At 51.2% G+C, this 19492-nt stretch carries 20 protein-coding genes; 6 read left to right on the top strand and 14 right to left on the bottom strand.

The genetic code is table 11. The features are described from left to right. Positions 1 to 31: 31 nt before the first annotated feature. From AJE_RS16895 to sdhC, 4 genes are read right to left on the bottom strand one after another with little or no spacing between them, the layout of a single operon-like run. Positions 32 to 751, bottom strand: a complete 720-nt coding sequence (locus AJE_RS16895) for a succinate dehydrogenase iron-sulfur subunit (RefSeq protein WP_008608256.1) — start codon at positions 749 to 751, stop codon at positions 32 to 34. Positions 752 to 765: 14 nt separating this feature from the next. Beyond that, positions 766 to 2538 (bottom strand): succinate dehydrogenase flavoprotein subunit, encoded by a 1773-nt coding sequence (sdhA, locus tag AJE_RS16890; protein ID WP_008608255.1) that lies wholly within the window; start codon positions 2536 to 2538, stop codon positions 766 to 768. Continuing rightward, positions 2539 to 2886, bottom strand: coding sequence for a succinate dehydrogenase, hydrophobic membrane anchor protein (gene sdhD, locus AJE_RS16885; RefSeq protein ID WP_008951864.1), 348 nt, complete (start codon positions 2884 to 2886; stop codon positions 2539 to 2541). Further along, the gene (sdhC, locus tag AJE_RS16880; RefSeq protein ID WP_138984257.1) at positions 2877 to 3254 is read right to left on the bottom strand and encodes a succinate dehydrogenase, cytochrome b556 subunit; all 378 of its coding nucleotides are present in this window, start codon (positions 3252 to 3254) and stop codon (positions 2877 to 2879) included. The genes sdhD and sdhC overlap by 10 nt, the downstream gene beginning before the upstream one ends. Positions 3255 to 3618: 364 nt before the next feature. Here sdhC and gltA point away from each other — a divergent pair, with 364 nt between their 5' ends. From gltA to AJE_RS18025, 4 genes are all read left to right on the top strand, one after another. Next, a complete protein-coding gene (gltA, locus tag AJE_RS16875) occupies positions 3619 to 4896 on the top strand; it encodes a citrate synthase (RefSeq protein ID WP_008951862.1) in 1278 nt (425 codons plus the stop codon). A 133-nt stretch (positions 4897 to 5029) separates the two neighbouring features. Continuing rightward, positions 5030 to 6244, top strand: coding sequence for an aminotransferase class V-fold PLP-dependent enzyme (locus AJE_RS16870; RefSeq protein WP_008951861.1), 1215 nt, complete (start codon positions 5030 to 5032; stop codon positions 6242 to 6244). A 2-nt stretch (positions 6245 to 6246) separates the two neighbouring features. Continuing rightward, positions 6247 to 6690 (top strand): SufE family protein, encoded by a 444-nt coding sequence (locus tag AJE_RS16865; protein WP_008951860.1) that lies wholly within the window; start codon positions 6247 to 6249, stop codon positions 6688 to 6690. 115 nt (positions 6691 to 6805) lie between these two features. Beyond that, complete coding sequence (locus tag AJE_RS18025) at positions 6806 to 7654, top strand: BUD32 family EKC/KEOPS complex subunit (protein ID WP_050858402.1); 849 nt, start codon at positions 6806 to 6808, stop codon at positions 7652 to 7654. Here AJE_RS18025 and tcdA read toward each other — a convergent pair. The 7 genes from tcdA to AJE_RS16825 all read right to left on the bottom strand — a co-directional run bounded on the left by tcdA (position 7595) and on the right by AJE_RS16825 (position 14604). Further along, positions 7595 to 8407: a tRNA cyclic N6-threonylcarbamoyladenosine(37) synthase TcdA gene (gene tcdA / locus AJE_RS16855; protein WP_008951858.1), complete on the bottom strand. Its 813-nt coding sequence runs from the start codon at positions 8405 to 8407 to the stop codon at positions 7595 to 7597. The genes AJE_RS18025 and tcdA overlap by 60 nt on opposite strands. Next, entirely contained in the window at positions 8407 to 9123 is a 717-nt protein-coding gene (locus AJE_RS16850) for a pseudouridine synthase (protein ID WP_039928966.1), read from the bottom strand. The genes tcdA and AJE_RS16850 overlap by 1 nt, the downstream gene beginning before the upstream one ends. Then, positions 9116 to 9868, bottom strand: coding sequence for a 3-deoxy-manno-octulosonate cytidylyltransferase (gene kdsB, locus AJE_RS16845; RefSeq protein WP_008951856.1), 753 nt, complete (start codon positions 9866 to 9868; stop codon positions 9116 to 9118). The genes AJE_RS16850 and kdsB overlap by 8 nt, the downstream gene beginning before the upstream one ends. Then, a complete protein-coding gene (locus AJE_RS16840; protein ID WP_008608245.1) occupies positions 9856 to 10053 on the bottom strand; it encodes a Trm112 family protein in 198 nt (65 codons plus the stop codon). Before AJE_RS16840 ends, kdsB begins: the two co-directional genes overlap by 13 nt. Beyond that, entirely contained in the window at positions 10028 to 11026 is a 999-nt protein-coding gene (gene lpxK, locus AJE_RS16835) for a tetraacyldisaccharide 4'-kinase (protein WP_008608244.1), read from the bottom strand. The genes AJE_RS16840 and lpxK overlap by 26 nt, the downstream gene beginning before the upstream one ends. After that, positions 11023 to 12750 carry a lipid A export permease/ATP-binding protein MsbA gene (msbA, locus tag AJE_RS16830; protein ID WP_193353322.1) on the bottom strand — a complete coding sequence of 576 codons (1728 nt, stop codon included), beginning with the start codon at positions 12748 to 12750 and terminating at the stop codon, positions 11023 to 11025. The genes lpxK and msbA overlap by 4 nt, the downstream gene beginning before the upstream one ends. Before the next feature lie 81 nt (positions 12751 to 12831). Then, positions 12832 to 14604, bottom strand: a complete 1773-nt coding sequence (locus AJE_RS16825; RefSeq protein WP_237709390.1) for a ComEC/Rec2 family competence protein — start codon at positions 14602 to 14604, stop codon at positions 12832 to 12834. A gap of 439 nt (positions 14605 to 15043) precedes the next feature. Between AJE_RS16825 and AJE_RS16820 the strand changes: the two genes are divergently transcribed. After that, positions 15044 to 15589, top strand: a complete 546-nt coding sequence (locus tag AJE_RS16820; RefSeq protein ID WP_008608240.1) for a DUF2062 domain-containing protein — start codon at positions 15044 to 15046, stop codon at positions 15587 to 15589. A 6-nt stretch (positions 15590 to 15595) separates the two neighbouring features. Here AJE_RS16820 and AJE_RS16815 read toward each other — a convergent pair whose 3' ends face one another. Genes AJE_RS16815 through AJE_RS16805 form a run of 3 tightly spaced genes read right to left on the bottom strand, consistent with a single transcriptional unit; the run spans position 15596 to position 18703 of the window. Then, entirely contained in the window at positions 15596 to 16840 is a 1245-nt protein-coding gene (locus AJE_RS16815; RefSeq protein WP_008951853.1) for a lipoprotein-releasing ABC transporter permease subunit, read from the bottom strand. Beyond that, positions 16834 to 17511 carry a lipoprotein-releasing ABC transporter ATP-binding protein LolD gene (lolD, locus tag AJE_RS16810; RefSeq protein ID WP_008951852.1) on the bottom strand — a complete coding sequence of 226 codons (678 nt, stop codon included), beginning with the start codon at positions 17509 to 17511 and terminating at the stop codon, positions 16834 to 16836. The genes AJE_RS16815 and lolD overlap by 7 nt, the downstream gene beginning before the upstream one ends. Continuing rightward, positions 17504 to 18703 (bottom strand): lipoprotein-releasing ABC transporter permease subunit, encoded by a 1200-nt coding sequence (locus tag AJE_RS16805; protein WP_008951851.1) that lies wholly within the window; start codon positions 18701 to 18703, stop codon positions 17504 to 17506. Before AJE_RS16805 ends, lolD begins: the two co-directional genes overlap by 8 nt. Positions 18704 to 18812: 109 nt before the next feature. Here AJE_RS16805 and AJE_RS16800 point away from each other — a divergent pair, with 109 nt between their 5' ends. After that, positions 18813 to 19391 (top strand): PilZ domain-containing protein, encoded by a 579-nt coding sequence (locus tag AJE_RS16800; protein ID WP_039928970.1) that lies wholly within the window; start codon positions 18813 to 18815, stop codon positions 19389 to 19391. Positions 19392 to 19492 lie beyond the last annotated feature (101 nt).

Raw genomic sequence — 19492 nt, 5'->3', positions numbered from 1 at the left:
CAGTTTCAGTTAAATACTAAAAAAGGGCGCATTACAGCGCCCGGTTTAACAACATCGATTTGATCTGTCCGATAGCTTTAGTCGGGTTCAGTCCTTTTGGACAGACGTTGACACAGTTCATAATACCGTGGCAGCGGAACACGCTGAAAGCGTCGTCAAGATCATTTAAGCGTTGTTCAGTCGCAGTATCGCGACTGTCAGCCAGGAAGCGGTAGGCATGCAGTAAACCAGCCGGGCCGATAAACTTATCCGGGTTCCACCAGAACGACGGACAAGAGGTCGAACAACAAGCACATAAAATACATTCGTACAGGCCGTCAAGTTTAGCACGTTCTTCCGGCGACTGCAGGAACTCACCCGCTGGTGGTAACTTGCTGTCGTTGATCAGGTACGGTTTTACCTTCTCATACTGGGTGTAGAACTGGCTCATATCTACCACCAGATCGCGGATTACCGGTAAACCTGGCAGTGGCCGCAATACAATCTTGCCGCCTTTTAAACCAACGGCAGATAATGGCGTAATACAAGCCAGACCGTTTTTGCCGTTCATGTTCAGACCATCTGAACCGCAAACACCTTCACGGCAGCTGCGACGGAACGACAAGGTAGGGTCCTGCTCTTTTAACTTTAACAGTGCATCCAGCACCATCATATCCCGGCCTTCCGGGTTATCCAGCGTGTAATCCTGCATGCGCGGCGCTTGGTCGACATCAGGGTTATAACGATAGATGGAAAATACTAACTTCTGCATCGTTGTGGCCCCTCTTAGTACTTACGTGCTTTTGGCGGGAAAGCTTCACGGAACTTCGGTTCCAGATTCACTTTACGCTTAAACATAGATTCAGTATCCGGTGTGTAAACACTGTGGCATAACCAGTTTTCATCATCACGATCCGGGAAGTCAAAACGGGCATGGGCACCACGGCTTTCAGTACGGAAGTTCGCTGCTACCGCAGTTGAGTAAGCGGTTTCCATCAGGTTGTCCAGCTCTAAACATTCAATACGCTGGGTATTGAAATCTGAGCTCTTGTCATCCAGACGGGCAAACTTCAGCCGCTCACGGATTTCTTTTAACTGTTGCAGACCTTCGGCCATCGCCTGACCTTCACGGAATACCGAGAAGTTAAGTTGCATGCAGTTTTGCAGGTCTTTCTTAATCTGTACCGGATCTTCACCCTGACCTGGTTTGCTGTCTTCCCATCGACGGGTGCGGGCCAGAGCAGCATCAATATCGTCAGCAGAGGCGGCACGGGCTTCTGCGGTAGCAGCCAGCGCTTCGCCCAGGTGTAAGCCAGTAGCACGGCCAAACACCACTAAGTCTAACAGTGAGTTACCGCCTAAACGGTTAGCACCATGTACCGATACACAAGCAATTTCACCGCAGGCAAATAAGCCAGGCACCACCGCTTCTGAGCCGTCAGCTTTTGGCGAAATCACCTGACCATGGACGTTGGTTGGAATACCACCCATCATGTAGTGACAGGTTGGGATAACCGGAATTGGTTCTTTTACCGGATCAACGTGCGCAAAAGTACGTGACAATTCACAAATACCTGGCAGACGGCTTTCCAGAACCTCTTCACCTAAGTGATCCAGTTTCAGCTTGATATGGACACCCCAAGGACCATCACAACCGCGGCCTTCACGGATTTCGGTCATCATGGCGCGGGCTACCACGTCACGGCCGGCTAAGTCTTTGGCGTTTGGTGCATACCGCTCCATAAAGCGCTCGCCGTCTTTATTCAGCAGATAGCCACCTTCACCACGACAACCTTCAGTAACCAGGGTACCGGCGCCGGCAATACCTGTTGGGTGGAATTGCCACATTTCCATATCCTGCAGCGGTACACCAGCACGCAAGGCCATACCAACACCGTCACCGGTATTGATGTGCGCATTCGTCGTCGAAGCGTAAATACGGCCGGCACCACCTGTTGCTAATACGGTCGCTTTGGCTTTGAAGTAAACAATTTCACCGGTCTCGATATCGATAGCGGTACAACCTACTACAGCACCGTCCTGATTCTTTACCAGATCCAGCGCGTACCACTCAGAGAACACCTGGGTACGGTTTTTAACGTTTTGCTGATACAGCAGGTGTAACAGTGCATGGCCAGTACGGTCAGCAGCGGCAGCAGTACGGGCAGCCTGCTCACCACCAAAATTCTTCGACTGACCGCCAAATGGGCGCTGATAGACGCGGCCGTTTTCAAAACGAGAGAACGGTAAGCCCATATTTTCCAGCTCGGTAATAGCTTCCGGGCCGGTCTTACACATATATTCAATGGCGTCCTGGTCACCGATATAGTCCGAACCCTTAACGGTATCGAACATGTGCCACTCCCAGTTATCTTCGTGGGAATTACCCAGTGCGACCGTAATACCGCCCTGGGCAGATACAGTGTGCGAACGGGTTGGAAACACTTTAGACAATAAGGCGCAAGTTAAACCAGACTGGGTGATCTGTAACGCCGCACGCATACCTGCACCACCGGCCCCAATAACGATGGCATCAAATTCTCTTACTGGAATAGTCACTTAAGCACCCCACAACACAAATAAACCTACTGCCACATACGCGAAGGCAATCACATAAAGTACAAACTGCAATGCGGCGCGTAAGCGAGCGCATTTGACATAGTCAGTCAGTACCTGCCATAACCCGATACGGGTATGGATAGCGATAGAGATCAGGGCAAGTAAGGTAAATACTTTTACAAAGAGGTTGGCAAACAGTGCATGCCAGACTTCAAAGGTCACTTCGGGAGTGAACAGGAAGAAACCCAGGATAAACAAGCTATATAACGCCAGCACAACAGCCGACGCGCGCAGAGAAACATAATCCTGAACGCCATCGCGCTTCAGGCTTGCCTGATTCAGAACCATACCCAAACTCCTGCTAAAACGGCTAATACAATCCACAAACCTATGGTCAGATTTGCACTCAGGTTACCGGACTTCAGTTCTTCCCAGTGCCCCAGGTCCATAATCATATGGCGAATGCCACCCAACAGGTGGTAAATCAGTACCGTGATAGTGCCCCAAGCGATAAATTTCGCTAAATGTGAATTTAGCAAGGACTTCACGTAGTCAAAGCCTTCTGCGCTTTGCAATGAAGTCGCCCATGCCCAAATCACAAACAGCAGTGCGAAAAACATTGCCACACCAGTAACCCGGTGCAGAATAGAAGCTTTGGCAGTCGCAGGTAGAGAGATAGTCGATAAATCGAGATTTATTGGTCTTTGCTTTTTCACAGTTTCTTGCCCATCGATGCCCGTGTAGAGCGTAGTTGTCATTATTGTCGCTGTAAAACCAGTGACATCCCAACGCCAATATACTCTTTATGCCCCAAGCTGGTTCAGCAAAAAAGCTGGTGTCAGGTGAACTGCTTTTACGCCGCCAATAGTATATATTTCATAAAAGGCTATTACAATTTTTGTTTGGTTTTACACGGAAAATTCCGCAGGTGAAAAGTTACATAAATTGTCAAAAGCAGCAATACGACTAGAGTCGAATACTTATTCAACGATTAGTCTTTAGAATTGACTTTCAGGTGTGGTTTGCGAGTAGAATAGCCCAAACCCTAATATCCGATACTACAACAATAGGAGAAATCCAATGGCAGATAAAAAGGCCGTCGTGCAGATTGATGGTAAGACCTTCGAGCTACCGATCTACGCTGGCACGGCAGGCACTGACGTAATCGACGTACGTACTCTCGGGCAACAGGGCTACTTCACTTTTGACCCGGGCTTTATGTCTACCGGCTCCTGTGAATCGAAGATTACCTATATCGATGGCGACAATGGCGTATTGCTGCACCGCGGTTATCCGATTGAACAACTTGCTGAAAAATCAAACTATCTGGAAACCTGTTATTTACTGTTAGAAGGTGAATTACCCACTGAACAGCAGTATCAGGATTTCGTAAAAACCATCACCCGTCACACCATGGTTCACGAGAAAATCGCAGCTTTTTTCCAGGGTTTCCGTGTTGATGCGCACCCTATGGCGATGCTGTGTGGCGTAGTAGGCGCGATGTCGTCTTTCTATCACTCAGATTTGGACATTAACGATCCGATGCAGCGCAAGCGTAGCGCGCACCGTTTAATCGCCAAGCTGCCAACCATCGCAGCTATGGCTTATAAATATACAGTTGGCCAGCCGTTTGTGTATCCACGCAACGATTTGAGCTACTCAGAAAACTTCCTGCATATGATGTTCTCAGTGCCGGCGGAAGAGTACAAAGTCAGCCCGGTATTAGCGAAAGCAATGGACCGCATCTTTATGCTGCACGCTGACCATGAGCAGAACGCTTCAACCTCAACAGTACGCTTAGCCGGTTCATCGGGCGCTAACCCCTATGCCTGTATCGCCGCAGGTGTGGCATCGTTATGGGGCCCGGCACACGGTGGCGCCAACGAAGCCTGCCTGAAGATGTTACAACAAATTGGTTCTGTTGATCGTATCCCTGAATTCGTCGCCCGCGCCAAAGACAAGAATGACTCTTTCCGTCTGATGGGCTTTGGTCATCGCGTGTACAAGAACTTTGACCCACGGGCTAAAGTGATGCGTGAAACCTGCCATGAGGTACTGAGCGAGCTGAATATTAAGGATCCACTGCTGGATGTGGCGATGGAGCTGGAGCGTATTGCGCTGTCAGACCCGTACTTTATCGAGAAGAAACTGTATCCAAACGTCGATTTCTACTCTGGTATCATCTTAAAAGCTATTGGTATTCCAACCAGTATGTTCACCGTGATCTTCGCCATGTCACGTACTGTCGGCTGGATCTCACACTGGGATGAAATGCTGTCGGATAAAGGCCATAAAATCGGTCGGCCACGTCAGCTGTATACCGGTTATACTGCCCGTGATTATGTCAGCAAGAAATAATATTTTTTGCTAGTTATCAAAGCGGCCTGAGGCCGCTTTTTTATTTTTTGCATTTTTATGCAAGCTCTGATTCGATAAATTGGCCATAAATTGGCATAATTATGCCATTGGTGTTATGGAGTCCAAAGTTCTCATGTCAAGTTTTGATGCCCTGGCCTTCCGGCAGTTTTTTCCGTTTTTTAACAATAACCCGGACTGGGTCTATCTGGACACCGCAGCCACCAGCCAGAAACCACAGCAGGTGATCGACGCCGAATTAGCATTCTATCAGCGACAAAACAGCAATGTGCATCGCGGTGCCCACCAGCTAAGCCAGCATGCCACCGCCGCTTTTGAAGCGGCCCGGGACAAGGTACAGCAATTTCTGAACGCGGCAAGCCGCTCAGAGATCATTTTTACCAGCGGCACCACTGCCGCCTTTAACCAGCTGGCCTTTGGTTTAATGGATACTGTACTCAAGCCTGGCGATCGGATCCTAATTTCTGCCTTGGAACATCATGCCAATATCGTACCCTGGCAGCTACATTGCCAGAGTCATGGTGTACAGCTGGATGTGATCCCATTGGACCCGCAGTTAATGCCTGACCTTGACGTCTACCAGCAGTTATTGGCGCTCAAACCTAAGATCGTCAGCCTTACCCAGGTATCCAATGCTCTGGGGCATATCCTGCCCATAGGAAGCATGTTACAGGCTGCTAAAGCCGCAGGTGCAATTACCATAGTGGATGGGGCTCAGGGCGTGAGCTGGCAGGTACCGGATGTGCAACTATGGCCAGTGGACTTTTACTGTTTCTCCGGTCATAAGCTCTATGGTCCTACTGGTATTGGTGTCTTATACGGTAAACAGCGATATCTGGAACAATTAAAGCCCCTGCTGGGCGGAGGCGAGATGATTAGCGATGTTAGCTTTCAGCGCTCTAGCTTTGCTGCGCTACCGGCCCGGCTAGAAGCCGGCACGCCTAATATTGCCGGCGCCATCGGCCTGGCAGCGGCTATTGACTTTATCCGGCAGTTTGACGCTCGGCAAATAAATCAGTATAAAGGCGAATTATTACAACAATTTGCTGCTGGGCTTAGTCAAATCCCCGGTCTGAGGCCCTTAACCAGGGTTGAGCAGAGCGCCGGTATTGTCAGTTTGCAGCTGGCCGGAGAGCATCCAAACGATCTGGCGATGTTGTTAAATGAGCAAAAAATAGCCGTGCGTGCCGGCAGCCACTGCGCCATGCCATTATTTGCCGCACTGCAATTGCCAGGCGCGGTGCGTTTTGCTTTTGCACCTTATAATTTACCGGCCGAGGTCGATGTCACCCTGCAGGCATTAGCGGCAGCCACTGAGATCCTGAGGTAACCATGCTACAACAACTTATTGCCGACACCGCCACCGGCCTGCAGCAGATCGCAGAGCACGAGCTACCTTTGCTGCAACAACCTGCTGATTGGCAGAGCAAATACCGGTTGTTAATGCAATTGGGCAAGCAATTACCTGCCCTACCGGAGAAAATGCGCCAGACTGAATATCTGGTACGTGGCTGTGAAAGCCGGGCCTGGCTGCTGCACTATCAGGAGCCGGTAAGCGGTAAACATTATTTTGTACTGGACAGTGAAGCCCGTATCGTTAAAGGCCTGTTGGCGATAATGCTCTGTTTTGTGAATGGTAAAACCGGCGCTGAACTGGCCGAACTGGATCTCAGTCGCCATTTTGACGCGCTAAACCTGCGCCCTTACCTGAGTCAATCCCGGGGCAATGGCCTGACTATGATGCTGCAACGTATTCAGAGTACTATTAAAGCTTAACACTCGCCGTTAGTTACTCGCTGACGTAGCCGGTATTCAGCCTAAATTCAGCTGTAATAAGCTTTAATGCCGCACCCTGGGCGCACTCTATGCCCAGGCTTATCGGGGTCGCGCTATGGATAATCTCTCTCTTCCTGAATTCAGTCTGCAGTTACGGCAACAACAACCACAGCGCTCGTTCAGCTTTAACTGGCAAGGCCAAAAGCTTTGGATAAAACAGCAGGAGCCTGCCCTGCCGGCTTGGCGCCGCGTGTTACCAAAACTTATTGCCAGCCTGAGCTCTAATCCGCTGTACTTTCCCAGTATTGAAACTGTTGCCGCACTGGCCGGCGAAGCTAAACGCTTACAGCTGCTGGGTAGCCTGGGTTTTAATGTGCCGCGGGTTTTGGTCGCGTCGGAAGAATACCTGGTGCTCTCCGATGTCGGGCCCTCACTAAAGTACTGGCTAACGGAAGCACAACCCGACGCCAAACAGCGACGCGAGATTTTGCTGCGGGCAGCAGCGGCGCTGGCTAAATTGCATCAGCATAATCGCTGGCATGGCCGGCCGGCATTACGCGACCTGTGTTGGGATGGTAAGCAGATTGGCTTTATTGATTTTGAAGAAAATCCGCATCAACAACTGAGTATTGACCAGTGTATGGTGCGGGATGTACTGATCTTTATCCATGGCCTGTATCGCTATCTTGAGCACACAGATCCGCTGATTGAAGAAGTCATTACCGAGTATCGCCGCCTCGCGCCTGGACGGGTATGGCGCGATAGTCTGGCGGTGGTCGAGCAGATGTGGTTAGTTTATCCGTTACTGGAACTAAGCCATGGCTTACTCGGTAAAGATGGTAAGCAAGCCTTGCTGGCGCTGCGGCAATTACGCCAGCACCGCAGTGACCAACAACGTAGTAAGTTACCCTGGATTGTGCTCAGCTTGTTGCTCGCTTACACCCTTGCGGACCAGTTTGACTAACAGGCGCGACACTGCAGCAAAACCAAAACTGGCCGTCACAACAGTGGCGGCACCAAAACCGCCGCTGCAATCCAGCCGCATAGCCCCGCCATTATCCGGCTTTTGCTGACAAACACTGCCGTCAGCGGCCGGATAACGTAACTGCTCGGTTGAAAATACACAATCGACGCCAAAACGCCGCTTGGGATTGCGGCTAAACTGATGATCACGTCGCAGCATATTGCGTACCTTCGCTAACAGCGGGTCGTTGTAGGCCTGTGTCAGATCGGCGATTTGGATCTGCGTCGGGTCAAGTTGACCTCCGGCGCCGCCTGTGGTGATCAGCGGGATCTTGCGCCGCTTACACCAGGCAATTAATGCTGTTTTGGCTTTCACGGCATCAATCGCATCCAGCACATAATCAATTTTGCCGTGTAATAACTGTGCCAGATTATCAGCTGCGATAAAATCCGCTACCTGATGTACCACACATTCCGGGTTGATCTGATGGATCCGCTCTGCCATTACCGCAACCTTATCCTGCCCCACTGTTGCAGTCAGCGCATGTAATTGGCGATTAATATTGCTGACACAGACATCATCCAAATCAATCAAGGTCAGCTCGCCAATACCAGAGCGGGCCAAAGCCTCTGCCGCCCAGCTGCCCACACCACCAATACCTATCACCACCACATGCGCCTGGCGAAATTGCTGCAATGCGGTCTGACCATAAAGCCGGGCAATACCGGCAAAACGGGTTTCATAATCTGACATTATTCATCCTGATCTGAACAAGCAGCCAACTGCGCAGGAGCAGATGGCCAGGGAAAATCAGCCGGCGTTAACCAGCTTGATGGCAAGCCAAGTTGCAATAGTTCAGCAAAGGCCGCGCCGCTATCAGGTAATACCTGGAACTGATACTGCTTGCCGAACAAGCTGAAGCTGAGCGCATAGGCATGCAGGTAGACCCGATCTGCTACTGCACCACCATAGAGTTCATCACCCAGAATAGCAGCCCCGACGCTCTTTAGCGCCACTCTTAACTGATGGGTTTTACCGGTGAAAGGTTTTAACAGAAAAGCCCGAAACGGTGCATCCTGATAGCCCTGGCTGACAAAATAGGTCACCGCAGGCGCTTGCTCGCCCTGACCAAGACGCCAGGCGCCACGCCGCGCCGGTTGCATGGGGCCCTTGACCCAGCCTTGCTTTTTTTGTGGTCGCGCCGCACTAAGTGCCAGATAGCATTTCTGCACCTGCCGCTTGGCAAATAACCGGGTTAACTCAGCCGCTACCTCAGGCCGGCGTGCCAGTAACAGCAAGCCAGAGGTGACTTTATCCAGCCGATGCACCGGATAAAGCTTTTGTGCCAGCTGTTGCTCGGCCAACGCCACCAGGCCGGGGCCTTGCTCAGAATGAAAACTGACACCGGCGGCTTTATTCAGAACATAGAAATCGTCGGTTTGCGCCACTATCTGAAAAGCATCAGTCATAGGTTTTAGCATGGGCGATGGCCCTTGCCAGATCCTCGGCAGTATCCACCCCCATCGCCGGCGGCGCTATGGCATCGGCAACATGGATGGCTTCACCCTGCCACAGCACCCGCAATTGCTCCAGCGCTTCCAGCCGCTCCAGGGTAGACACCGGCCAGCGTACGTAATCCTGAATAAAACCGGCGCGGTAGGCATAGATGCCGATATGCCGCCGGTAATGCTGAGCAAGCTCGGCTTGAAACGCCTGATCGCGATCAAAGGGGATCACCGAACGGCTAAAATACAGCGCATAACCTTGTTGGTCGGTCACCACTTTAACGATATTAGGATTGGCGATTTCGCTGGCATCGCCAAGCGGCACTGCCAGCGTGGCCATCCGAGCCCGCTGCTGAGCCGCCAGATTTGCCGCCACCTGACCGATTAATGCCGGTGGAATAAAGGGTTCATCGCCCTGCACATTAACGACTATAGTCTCTGCCGGTAGCCCCAGCTTCGTCACCACTTCTGCCAAACGCTCAGTACCGGAGTTGTGGTGAGTGGCAGTAACACAAACCTCACCACCAAAACCTTCCACAACCGCTTTAATCCTCTGATCGTCGGTTGCCACCAGCACCCGGGCCGCACCACTTTGCAACGCCTGGCGGTATACCCGTTCAATCATCGTTTTACCGTTGATATCAGCCAGGGGTTTACCTGGCAGGCGGCTACTGGCGTAGCGCGCCGGTATCACCACTAGGAACGCCATTTTTCACACTCTTCAGCGCTTAATATGGTGGCTTCATTGGCCAGTAATACCGGAATGTTATTACTTAAACGATAGGCCAGCCGATCCAGCGTACAGATCAAGCGCTGACCGTCTTTGTCGTATTTCAGTTTACCCTTGCAGACCGGGCAGGCCAGGATATCAGTCAATGCCGGATTGAGTGCCATAACGAATTCCCAAAGTATTTAATAAGGCGTCCAGACGGGCGACGACTGCCGCGTCCGGCTCCGCCTGCACGGGTAAATAATACCAGTCAGGCCGGGCAAATTTGCGGCATTTTACCGCATCTTTTTCCGTCATCAGGATCGGACCTGAGACCATGTTAAAGTCATCCGCCTGAAAAGGGTGATGATCGGGCCAGAAGTGACAATGTTTGATTTTAAATCCAGCCTGTTCAGCTGAGGCTTTAAAGCGTAACGGATTGCCAATGCCTGCAACCAGTTGAATCTCGGTGTCAGGCGTCAGTGGCTCCGCATCGGGCAATAACGGCGATGCTGCCGCAGAACTGAGCTTGATTTCGCCAGCAGCAAGCGCTGAGCTACCACTATTGGCAATCACCAGATCGACACTGGCAAGGCGCTTTGGTAATTCCCGTAGCGGCCCGGCCGGTAATAACCAGCCGTTGCCCAGGCCGCGTTGCCCATCCAGCAACACGATTTCCAGATCCCGGGCCAGACGGTAATGCTGTAAACCATCATCGGAAATAATAATATCAACCTGTGGTCGCTTCTCCAGCAAAAAACGCCCCGCCGCTACCCGATCGGGTGACACCACTATGGGACAGCCGCTGCGCTGCGCCAGTAACAGGGGTTCGTCGCCAACCAGCGCCGGACTATCCAACTCAGTGACCAGCCGCGGCGCCTTAACCTTACCACCATAACCACGTGAAATAATGCCGGGTGTATAACCCCGCTGCCGCAGATAGTCACACAACCAAATCGTAAAAGGCGTCTTGCCGGTGCCGCCTACCGTGATATTGCCGACAATCAGCACCGGTACCGGCAATCTTTCTGTCTTTAGCACCCCAGCGCGAAACAATAAGCGCCGGACACTGCTAACCAGATAGAACAAGGCGCTAAACGGCAGCAATAAGGCGCACCACCAGTGTTTTTTATACCAGGCTTGCTCTAACAGGTTCATGCGTCGCCACCAAACTGCAGTTTATGCAAGGAGGCATAGGCACCGTCCTTTGCCAGCAATTGCTGATGGGTGCCCTGCTCCAGAATACGTCCTTGATCCATCACAATAATATTGTCTGCTTTTTCAATCGTCGATAAGCGGTGCGCAATCACAATGCTGGTGCGGCCCTTTAATAACACATCCAGTGCCGCCTGAATTTTTCGCTCTGACTCGGTATCCAGTGCCGAGGTCGCTTCATCCAGAATCAGCACCGGCGCCTGACGTAGCAGGGCGCGGGCAATGGCAATGCGCTGGCGCTGGCCGCCCGACAAACTGACACCATTCTCACCAATTTGCGTATCCAACCCATCCGGCAGCTTATCGGTAAATTCGAGCACATGTGCTTTCTCCGCCACATCAAGCAGCTGCTCGCGGCTGACCGGACTGGGCATGCCATAGCAAATATTATTGGCAATAGTATCGTTAAACAGCATCACATGCTGCGACACCACCGCGATTTGACTGCGCAACGAGGCCCGGGTGTAACTCTGAATATTTTGCCCATCGAGCAGGATTTCGCCCTGCTCTACTTCGTAAAAACGCGGCAGCAGACTGGATATCGTGGTTTTGCCACTGCCGGAGCGCCCGACCAGGGCCACCGTTTGTCCGGCTTTGATACTGAAGCTGAGATCCTTTAATACCTGTTGTTGATGTCCCGGGTAATGAAAACTGACATGGCTAAAGCTGATATCGCCCCTGGCAGCTTTGAGCTCTATCCGGCCGGTTTCCTGCTCCGTCAGTTGATCCAGGATCTTAAAAATACTGGCAGCCGCAGCTAAACCACGTTGAAACTCACTGTTGACGGTGGTCAATTGCTTTAGCGGTTTTAGCATCATCACCATCGCCGTGACGATGGATGAGAAAATACCCGGCGTCAGCGTCTCCAGCATTTCTGGCTGACTTGCCATAAAGACGACAAACGCCAGTGCGAAGGAGGCGATCAGTTGGATCACACCCGAGCTGATGGCCGAGGTTGAGTCCATTTTGACCCCTTGCAAACGGGTCTGGTTATTCACCTCGGCAAAACGTTGATCTTCCAGTTGCTGGCCACCAAAAGACAGGATCACCTTATGGCCATTTAACATCTGCTCAGAGGCGGTGGTAACACCGCCCATCGCATGTTGGATCTTATGACTCAATTGCCGGAAGCGCTTTGATACCAGGCTGACGATGACGGCGATCACCGGCGCAATCAGAAAGAAGATTAGTGACAACTGCCAGCTATACCAGAACATAACGAAAATCAGGCCAACCACCAGGGCGCCGTCACGTACCAGCACGATCAGCGCCTTAGTAAGGGATTGTTTAATCTGCTCGGCGTCGTAGGTAATTTTTGAGATCAGCTCGCCAGTGGAGTGTTTGTCATGAAAACTGACCGGCAGGCGCATCATATGACCAAACAATTGTTGCCGAATGTCCTTAACAATTTGATTACCGACCCAGCTCATACAGTAAGTCGCTGTAAAATGGAAAATACCGCGCAGAATAAACATGAGAATGACGATTAATGGCGCGTATTTCAAAAAATCAGTATCTTTATCCTGAATACCGCGATCGATAAAGGGTTGCAAGGACGCAATAAAGCCAGCATCAACGGCAGAGTAGCCGACCATGCCCGCAATAGCCGCAAAAAAACCTAAACGATAAGGTTTTAAGTAGCCTAGTAAACGACGGTAGACCGCCATGCCTGAATCGTTATCTGATTGCAAAATAAGCACCTTTTATTGTTCTTGTTATATTCTAACGTGTTCCAATCTGACTTTCAGCTACTCTGTTGGCTTTTCTAGCCAGCGTGGCCAACGTCTTTGGCGTTCAGCTTGCCATAACAAATACTCCGGGTAAAAACTAATTTCGATAGCTCCTTCTTCACCGCTGTGATAAAGCGACAAATTTAACAGAGTTAATCTCTGTCGTATCACCTTTACCGGGTAACGATGACGGCCGCGGCTTTCGGCTGCCAATAGTAATTGCACGGGGGCCAAATGCTGCAGGAACGCCAGACTATTCACTGACTGCCGGCCATAATCGGCGAGTAAATACAAATCAGCAGACAATTCCGGATATAGTTGTAGTAGTCGTTGTTCAGTCTGTTGCGAAAGATTGCCGGGCATTAACAACTGCCAGTTATTAAGGTCAATACTCAAGCTGCATGGATCGTCCTCTGGCAGCACCCAATGACGAATCAACTTGGGATACCGCTCGGCCAAAACGGAACAGGGCAGAAATTCGTCACTGGCAATTGCACTGTAAAACTCAAGTCTTGGATAATATTGTTGCAACAAATTGACCGCAGGTTGAATCGCAGGCCTGGCGCCTGGCCACACCACGGCAGTCAATTGTCGCACCTGATAATATTGCAATAGCGGCAGCAATTGTTGTCGAATAGCTTGTTCTGCGAATTCCGCCGGAATATCCAGATACAGCAAACTCAAGCCTGGCTGACGTATCAGTAAGATGGTTCGTTGCCCTGCGTCGAGTAAGGTAAGTCTTGGTGCCGTTGTCGATGCTGGTACTACTACCAATACCAGGGTTGTCGCTGCTAAACACCAGATAGGTTTTGATGGGCGCAGCATTAGCATTGCAAGCAGCCCGAATGTCAAAACCAGCGATAGCGGGCGCTGTAGGTGTGGCAAACTCCACCATACATTTTTAGTACCCGTCCAATCCAGCCAAAGCCAAAGTGGTGTTAACAAGATGTCGGCGAGCTGCCAAAGCCAGTCTGCATAAGGCAATCCAAGCAGAGTATAGCTTAACGTTAATAATAACGTCGGTATGGCTACTAATGTACACCAGGGGACGAATAGCATATTCGATAACCAGGCTAATAGACTAAAGCCGGAGAAAAACGTTAACGTCAGTAATGACATCAAACTGGTAAGCAGCAAATGAAATAGTAAGAAGTACTTAACTTTCTGCAAATAACTGCCTGCGGGAGCGCCAAGTAGCCAAACGACAAACAAAATAAAACCAACAGCGAGTATAGACAGCCAAAAACTCACGCTAAGTGCCCAAAATGGTGCTACCAGCAGCAAACTGCTGCATAGCAAGCACCAATACCCCATCAAGCTAGCAGGCCTGATTAAAAGACGTCCAACTAACAGTATCAGTAATGCAATAGCTGCTCGCAGAGTTGGAATAGCAAAACCTGCCAGCCAGACAAATGCGAGCGTTGGCAACAAAGCGACAACCCAGCTAAGGTCGGTTGAATATCGCCATCGTTGCAATCGCAATATTTTCTGCAACAGCAACACACTCCAACCGTAGACAAGGCTGATATGTAATCCTGAAATCACTAACAAATGCCCAAGTCCGCTGTTTTTCAGTCCTTGCCATAATTGAGGGCTAAAATCACGTTGCCCGGTCGTTAATGCTTTCAGCAAGGCGCTGGTACGCCGGTCTTGAAAATAAGGCTCAAGCCGATCGAGCAACACCGGCCTGGCTGAGCGGTTTGCTTTAAGTTTAATTGCCGGCAGTGTTCGGTTGACATACCCTTCAGCAAGAATACCTGAGACCAGAAACTGCAACTCGATGTTTCGCATCCCCGGATTAAACCGGGACTGAGGTCTTTTAAGCTGCAGTGGTAAACGCCACTGTTCGCCAACTCGTAAGGGAGGAGCCTGATGCCAGCTAACACGGGCAAGGTACCCTGCGGCCTCCGACCGCTGGAACTTAACTTGCAATTGGGTGCTATCCGTCAGTACGGAAATTTCTACTATCTCTACCTGATAATAGCTATGCCCGAAACCCAAAAGATGCTGCTGACTTTTTAGATAATCGGCTAGTTGCCAATGCCAGCTTAGCAAGTAGAGAAAAAAACCGGCAAAAAACCAACTTCGCCAATAGCCGCAACAGAGTATCAGCAACAAAAAAATTATTTGCGAAAAAGCTGGTAGAACAGGTAAAAATAACGACAATAGACAGCCAACCAGCACACCCAAGCAAAGTCTGTGCATATTTACTTTCTGTAAATGAGTTGTAATGCCAAAGAAAACTATTAAGAAATATTTACCATCGCCGGAAAAAATCAAGCAGATGAAAATCCTGAATCTGTTCGGGACCATGCTGCATGATGGCAACCTCTGGCATCTGAACCGCCGTTCAGCGCGCGGCGCCTTTGCTGTGGGTTTATTCTGGGCCTGGATGCCACTGCCATTTCAAATGGTATTTTCGGCGGTGATGGCAGTGCCGTTGCGGGTTAATCTGCCGCTGTCGGTGGCGCTGGTCTGGGTTTCTAACCCTTTGACGATGCCGGTTATGCTGTACCTGTGTTATCTGGTTGGCACTGTGGTATTAGCAGCGCCGGCCGAACCCTTTGCCTTCGAAGCCAGCTTTGCCTGGCTGTGGCACAGTATGCAAACGATCGGTAAGCCACTGGTAACTGGCTGCCTGCTGATGGGGATTACTGCCAGTATCGTCGGCTATTTTGCCATTGACTGGCTGTGGCGTTTTTCAATCCGCAAGGAAAAACTCAGCCGTTTATTGCTGCGACGCAATAAACAGCAACCCCCTGAAGATGCCCCTTAACCGGTATTAACGCTGCCCCAGCACCCGCGCCGGATTAACCAAACTGGCACGATAAGCCGGATAAAGCGTCGCCAGGGTACTCAGCCCCAGCGCCAGCGCCACTGTTACTGCAACATCCTGCCACTGCAGCAGCGACGGAATAAAATCGATAAAGTAGATACTGGGGTCGAGCAAAGAGCGACCCAGTGCCTGGGTTACCCAGTAAAAAATCTGTTCGATATTCAGCGCCAGTAGTACACCACAGAGCGCGCCGCTCAGAGTGCCGACCACGCCATTTAAAGAGCCGAGCAGCACAAATACTTTGATTATCCTGGCAGGCTGCATGCCCATGGTCAGTAAGATCGCGATATCCGATTCCTTTTCCCGCACTGCCATCACCAGCGTTGCGACTATATTAAAACAGGCCACTGCGATAACCAGGGTTAACACCAGATACAAAATACCGCGCACCAGTTGGATATCCTGATAGACATGGCCCTGAGTGCGGAACCAGTCGAGCAGATAGACATAGTCTTCTGAGACCTGGCCCAGGGTTCTGGCCATCTGCTGGGCAGCAAAAATATCGTCCAGCCGGAAGGCAAAGCCCTGTACCGCGCCGGGTGGCATTTCCAGAAATTTGTTTAACGCTGTTAGCGACAGCCAGACCTGGCTCTGGTCCAGTTGCCCGCCCATATGTACAATACCACTAACGGTTAACAGGCGATTGGAATAGCTGGCAAGCCGGCCATCCTCGGTAAAACGCGGCAACATCAGCTGCACGCTATCTCCGACCTCTAATTGCAGCAGTTCTGCTATACCGCTGCCCAGCACCAGCTGCTCATCGTTCAGACTTTGCAGGCTGCCACTTTGCAGGTAATCGGCAAAGTCACTGATTTGCTGCTCCAACGCCAGCTCGATACCACGGAACTGTGCCGCCTTAATTTGATTACCCTTACGCAGCATACCGTTGGCTTTAATGTAGGGGGCGACTGCCACCACGCCCGGTACCGATGCTAACGCAGGCAGTTTATCGGGCCAGTTATCCAGTTGATTCGACACTGCCTCCAGCTCAACATGCGGGATCACCGCCAGTAAACGTTGCTTTAATGCCTGCTCAAAACCATTCATCACGGATAATGCCAGGATCAGAATCGCCACCCCCAGTGCTATGCCCAGGGTCGATGACGCCGAAATAAAACGGATAAAACCACTGGTATGGCGGGTTGAACGGTAACGGCGGGCCAGTTGCCAGACAAGAGCGCGGCTTAACATGGTTGCAGGTGTCCGTCGTGCATTTGATATTGCTGATCAAGCCTTGAGGCCAGCTGTCGGTCGTGTGTCACGACAATAAAGCTGGTTTTTAAATCCTGATTCAGGCTGCGCAATAACTGATAGATAGACTCGGCAGCCTGTTGATCGAGATTGCCGGTCGGTTCATCCGCCAGCACTAACGCCGGCTGATTAACCAGCGCCCTGGCTATCGCCACCCGTTGCCGCTCACCACCACTGAGCTCAGAAGGCTTGTGCTGCATCCGATGTCCCAGCCCTACCCGCTGTAATAACGTAGCAGCCTGTTGCTCTGCCTGTGCCGTAGCAGTGCCGCGGATCCGCAGCGGCATCGCCACATTTTCCAGCGCCGTAAAGTCCATCAACAGATGATGAAACTGGTAGATAAAACCCAGCTTTTCATTTCTGAGCCGGGCTTTGGCATTGGCCGATAAGCGGCTGACATCCTGACCGGCAATGGTCAGCTGTCCGCTATCGGCCTGATCCAGGGTACCGAGAATATGCAACAGGGTACTTTTACCTGAGCCTGAGCTACCGACAATCGCCACCATCTTACCCACAGGGACAGCCAAATCGACCTGATGTAACACCTGGGTTATATTCTTGCCATCACGGTAGCTTTTGCTGATCCCGCTGGCCTGTAACACCTTATTCATCTCGTAAAATTTCCGCCGGATTAAGTTTAACGGCCCGCCAGGCCGGATACAGCACTGCCAGTAACGTCAGGCCCAGCGCACTGGCAAAAATACTGAGGATTTGCGATAGCTTCATCACTACCGGTAACTCGATCCCACCAGCAACCTGCAATGAAAATAACGCCAGTAACGGATTAAGCTGCCAGCTGATCAGCACGCCAAGCACCACGCCAAGCAGAGCGCCGATCAAGCCATTTAAGAAGCCTTGCACGGCAAAGACGGTAAACAATGCCCGATCGGTCATACCCTGGGTTTTCAGGATCGCCACTTCCGCTTGCTTTTCGGTGACCATCATCACCAGCGCCGACACGATATTAAAAGCCGCTACTGCAACAATCAGCAGCAGCATCAGCGACATCATGGCTTTTTCCATCGCTACCGCAGCAAACAATTTGCCATGACTCTGCCGCCAGTCCTGCACCAGGCTAAAGTGTCCCTGTTGTTGTAATTGCGCTGCCAGCACCGGGGCCTGGAAAGGCTCCTCTAAGCTAACCCGCCAGCTGACCTCGCGCTGCTCTACCGGCAGTAGCCGACTCAGATCATCCAGTGCAGTAATCGCTATCACACTATCCAGCTCAGAGCCGGTATCCAGATAACCGGCTACCGTGAATAACCGTTGCCGCGGCATCCAGCCCAGGGGCGTATAACTGCCACCCTGCGCCAATAACACCCGGATCTGTTGCCCCAGGTGCACATCCAATTGCTTGGCCAGCTCGCGGCCCAACATAATGCTGTAACGCTGCTGATCCAGGCTTTGCCAGTCGCCCAGTAGCAGCGAATGTTGTAAAAATTGCGGGATAGCGCTGACATCGACGCCTTGCAGCATCACTGCTGTCATTTGCCGCGGTGACTGGATCAGGGCTTCGGTTTGTAGCAAGCGACTGACGTCCAGTACCGGATACTGTTGTTGTAAGTGTTGCTGCCAGTCGCTGTCTGGCGCGGCAGGCTTTAGCAGAATATGCGGAATAACGCCGAGAATGCGTTTTTTAAGTTCGGCTTCAAAGCCATTCATCACCGAGCTGACAATGGTCAAGGCCATGACGCCCAGCAAAATACCGGTAACCGAAAACAGAGTAATAAAGGAGATAAACGCATTGCCTTTTCGGCTTTGGCTATATCTTAGCCCTATGTAGAGACTGACTGGCAGATGCATGTGATAATTCAGGACTTTGAGCCGGTTAGATGATAAATTAGCATTCAGACTGGTGCCGATGATAGAGACTATTCGGCACAATAACAAGCGGCAGCCTGAGGTAACAACTATGGACACCGAATTGCAGCAATTGACCGAGGCCTTTTCGCAGTTTTTTAAAGTGGAACACGCCATCGCCATCAATATCCAACCGACGCACAGTCCGCTGCCGGATGAAACACAATTTCAGGCGGCAATTCCGGAGCCATTTTTGTTGGCCGGTAATATCGGACAGCTGAATATCAGCGCCCTGCGCTCCTTGCAGCGACTGGGCGAACTGGCAGAAGAGCTGGCGCACTATCTGCAGCAGCAGGCGCATAAGCTCGATCTGCTGTTACATTATGTGCTGCGGCAACAGGATCTGGCTGAGTATCGCTACCAGACGCTAAGCTATGGTGGTGCCGGCCTGACCTTTTTGGCACGGGAAGCACTAGTGCCGCTGTCGGTGCTGGAGATCAAACTGTTTTTGGCCGACAATGCCGGTGCTGTGTTCTGCTATGGGCAGGTGCTAAGTTGCGAGCCTGATGCAAACGGCTATCTGACTCAGGTTGTGTTTATGCGGATCCGGGACGAAGACCGCGAACTGCTGGTTCGCGCCAGTTTGCAACAACAAGCCCGGCAACTGAAACAAAAAGCCGCCGAGCGTTGAACGAAACCCAAGCGCTTAACGTAAGCAAGCAACCGGCAAGCCGGGGCTCGTGATTTGGCAATAGCCGCGACCCGCCCCGTTTTTAAGAAATAACAGGTTTA

It is taken from the genome of Alishewanella jeotgali KCTC 22429 (genome assembly GCF_000245735.1).
Classification (GTDB): Bacteria; Pseudomonadota; Gammaproteobacteria; order Enterobacterales; family Alteromonadaceae; genus Alishewanella; species Alishewanella jeotgali.
Note: the sequence above shows the minus strand (reverse complement) of the source record. Positions and strands in the feature narration are given on the sequence as shown.